Origin of the sequence: Corynebacterium marquesiae (genome assembly GCF_030229635.1) — a bacterium.
In the GTDB taxonomy this organism is placed as follows: Bacteria; Actinomycetota; Actinomycetes; order Mycobacteriales; family Mycobacteriaceae; genus Corynebacterium; species Corynebacterium marquesiae.
Genome location: NZ_JASPII010000030.1, coordinates 1 through 2,778, shown reverse-complemented (window position 1 = coordinate 2,778; position 2,778 = coordinate 1). Strand labels below are relative to the sequence as shown.

The 2,778-nt window shown below is 56.6% G+C and carries 4 protein-coding genes and 1 tRNA gene; 3 read left to right on the top strand and 2 right to left on the bottom strand.

What is annotated here, in order from left to right:
• Positions 1-130: 130 nt before the first annotated feature.
• Positions 131-559, top strand: coding sequence for an MmcQ/YjbR family DNA-binding protein (locus QP971_RS11215; RefSeq protein WP_284811927.1), 429 nt, complete (start codon positions 131-133; stop codon positions 557-559).
• A gap of 66 nt (positions 560-625) precedes the next feature.
• Positions 626-1,111, top strand: coding sequence for a MarR family winged helix-turn-helix transcriptional regulator (locus QP971_RS11210; protein WP_284791745.1), 486 nt, complete (start codon positions 626-628; stop codon positions 1,109-1,111).
• 18 nt (positions 1,112-1,129) lie between these two features.
• Here QP971_RS11210 and QP971_RS11205 read toward each other — a convergent pair whose 3' ends face one another.
• Together QP971_RS11205 and QP971_RS11200 are read right to left on the bottom strand one after the other, a co-directional pair.
• Positions 1,130-1,678 carry a DNA-3-methyladenine glycosylase gene (locus tag QP971_RS11205; protein WP_284811928.1) on the bottom strand — a complete coding sequence of 183 codons (549 nt, stop codon included), beginning with the start codon at positions 1,676-1,678 and terminating at the stop codon, positions 1,130-1,132.
• Positions 1,678-2,535 (bottom strand): polysaccharide deacetylase family protein, encoded by an 858-nt coding sequence (locus tag QP971_RS11200; RefSeq protein WP_284811929.1) that lies wholly within the window; start codon positions 2,533-2,535, stop codon positions 1,678-1,680. Before QP971_RS11200 ends, QP971_RS11205 begins: the two co-directional genes overlap by 1 nt.
• A gap of 167 nt (positions 2,536-2,702) precedes the next feature.
• On the opposite strand from QP971_RS11200, the gene QP971_RS11195 reads away from it, so the two are divergent.
• Positions 2,703-2,775, top strand: a tRNA-Ala gene (locus QP971_RS11195).
• The last annotated feature ends 3 nt before the right edge of the window (positions 2,776-2,778 follow it).

Sequence of the window (2,778 nt, the reverse complement as noted above, 5' to 3'; positions counted from 1 at the left end):
AGCCTATACTTTCAACAATCACACTGGACAGTGACTATAAATCACCGATCCCAGACACACTTTCTGACCCTTAACCCACCATTTTCGTCCATATAAACCGGCAAAACCGTCGACGAAAACCGAGGTTTGGATGGACGATATCGTTGAAGACAGCACTAAGCCAGTCTCGAAGAGGGAGCCGATGATGGACGGTAGTGATATCTACGCAGTTGCCCGCCAACGCGCCGAAGAGATGCTCGGTTCACAGGCGCAGCGTCCTTTCGGGCCTGATTGGGAAGCATTCAAAGTGCGCGGCAAGGTTTTCTTGTTGTTGACCGCGGTTACGGGCCAAGAACAAATGATTGTTAAGGCTGACCCAGAAGACGGACAGGCTCTACAGCAGCAGTATTCGTTCATTGCGCCGGGGTATCACATGAATAAGAAGCACTGGGTTTCTGTCTATCCACACGCAGAGTTGCACCAACAGTTGATAGAGGAGTTGGTGACGGATTCCTACCGTTTGGTGGTAGAAAAGCTGCCGAGAGCGCAGCGACCGATCGATCCGTCCTCTGGGCACTAAGGCCTTGGAGTTTAGGACAGTGACGAGTCACTTTAGAATTAAAGCCAAATTGATACAATAAATCCCATGACTGAGCGCGATGACTACTGGCTAAATGATGAAGAACTGGCATCATTTATGTCGCTAATGAGCGTAAATATTCGCTTGACCAATATTTTGGATGCTCAGCTGCGTGATGATGCAGGTCTGAGCTTTTTTGAGTACACAGTGCTCTCGCGGCTTTCTGAAGCGGAGAATCGCGAAATGCGTATGCGTGATTTGGCGATTACCGCCAATGGATCTTTGTCTCGGTTGAGCCAGGTTGTGACGCGCCTAGAGAAGCAGGGGTGGGTTGTGCGCCAGCCGTGCCCGACTGATGGACGCACCACCATGGCACAGCTGACGGATAGCGGCTGGGACAAGGTAGTTGAGACTGCTCCAGGGCACGCTAAGCAGGCGCGCAAGTCCGTAATGGATAGCCTCACGCGTACGCAGATCCGCCAGATGCTGCAGATTAATCAGCGGATCATTAAGGCCATCGAGAATGATGAGCGCTACGGCGGGCGCTATTAGCTAGCGGAACTAGCAGGGTTATTTTTTGGGATAGCCGCGGCGGCCCGAGACGGTTTTATCGAAGGGGATCCAAAACCGGAGGGCCGCTTCCTTGTTTTTGGAGATACCGATACGCGGCCCGCACACCCATTCTGGTTCGGTGGTTCGCTCGACAATCTGTATTGGTTGGTGGTTGTCTTCGAGCGTGAAGCCGAGGGCCTTGCCGAGGTTTCCCGGTCCGCGGGCGAGGTTATGAAAATCAGAGGTGCCACGGCGGGCGAAGGCGGTGTCGGCGCCCTCGATGATTTCACCGCCACGCAGCAGACAGCCCTGGCCAGTGCCTTCAGGGGCACAGACGATATTGACGTTGCGGTGGATGCCATAGGAAATATAGACGTAGAACCTGCCCGGCGGACCGAACATGGCCGCATTACGCGGGGTTTTGCCATTGAAGGTGTGTGCCGCGGAATCCTCGGCACCGAGGTAGGCCTCTACCTCAGTGAGGCGGATGCTCACCCCGGCATGGGTGAGGGTGCAGCCAAGGAGTTGGGGAGCGACGGCGTCGGCAGTCAGGGCAAAATCAATCATTAACCACGAGCATAGTAGCGCTTACCTGGCACAGGGGTGCGCAGGAGGCGATCCAGGCTCACGGGTTCGAGGCCCTTGGCGCGTAGGCCATCGATAACGCAATCGGCGGCGTCCACGGTGGTGGGGTGGATATCGTGCATCAAAACAATGGAACCGGCGCGGGCACCCTGCACGGCCGAGGAACAGACGTGCTCAGAGTTGCGGTCTTTCCAATCCACGGTGTCGACGTCCCATAGCGCCTGGGAGACGCCCTTATCGCGGGTTACCTGATCCACGGTGGCGTTGGTAGCGCCGTAGGGCGGGCGTACCCAGCGCGTGCTCTGGCCGGTGGCCTTCTTAATAGCGGCGTTGCCAGCGTCGATTTCCTGGGATACCTGCTCAGGCGACAGCGTGTTGAGTTGGCGGTGGCTCTTGGTGTGGTTGCCAATGGTGTGGCCCTCGGCCTTCATGCGTTTGAGGAGCTCGGGGTGCTGCTCAGCACTGGGGGCGATCACCATGAAGCTTGCGTGCGCGTTCTTGGCCTTGAGTTTGTCCAGCAGGCGGTTGGTCTCGGCACCTGGGCCGTCGTCGTAGGTGATAGCTACGCAATTGGCACAGTCGACGCCGCCACTGTTGCGCGGCTCTGTCTTCTTCGCTGGGGTAGGTGCCTTTGGCTTAGGAGCTTTCTGCGGGAAGGCCTTGGAGGTGATGTCCTCGACCTGCGCGCGGGCGTCATCGATGCGATGGTTGATTTCGTCTTGGATATTCGAGCTGGAGGACACAGGCAGCTGTGGAATCTGCGGCAACTGTGCGTTAGCGGTCGCTGGAACGGCAGCGGCGACGAGCACGGTGAGGGCGGAGGTGAAAATGCGACGCATGGTTTTCCTAAGGGTGAGGGAAAGTGGACACGATGTGCCCATGACCCTAGCGCCTGCGTGTTACGGAAGTGACAGGACATGCCTAAAGTGGCCAAAGTGATTTGAGCGGTTCAGGTTGGGAGCGGTTTGTAGTTACTTCGGCTGCGGTAGTAAGGTATCTAGGCACTGGGGCATTAGCTCAATTGGTAGAGCATCTGCTTTGCAAGCAGAAGGTCAGGAGTTCGATTCTCCTATGCTCCACAG

Coding starts and splice junctions, on each gene's coding strand:
- QP971_RS11215 (WP_284811927.1), top strand. CDS start 131: ATGGACGATATCGTTGAAGACAGCACTAAGCCAGTCTCGAAGAGGGAG.
- QP971_RS11210 (WP_284791745.1), top strand. CDS start 626: ATGACTGAGCGCGATGACTACTGGCTAAATGATGAAGAACTGGCATCA.
- QP971_RS11205 (WP_284811928.1), bottom strand. CDS start 1,678: ATGATTGATTTTGCCCTGACTGCCGACGCCGTCGCTCCCCAACTCCTT.
- QP971_RS11200 (WP_284811929.1), bottom strand. CDS start 2,535: ATGCGTCGCATTTTCACCTCCGCCCTCACCGTGCTCGTCGCCGCTGCC.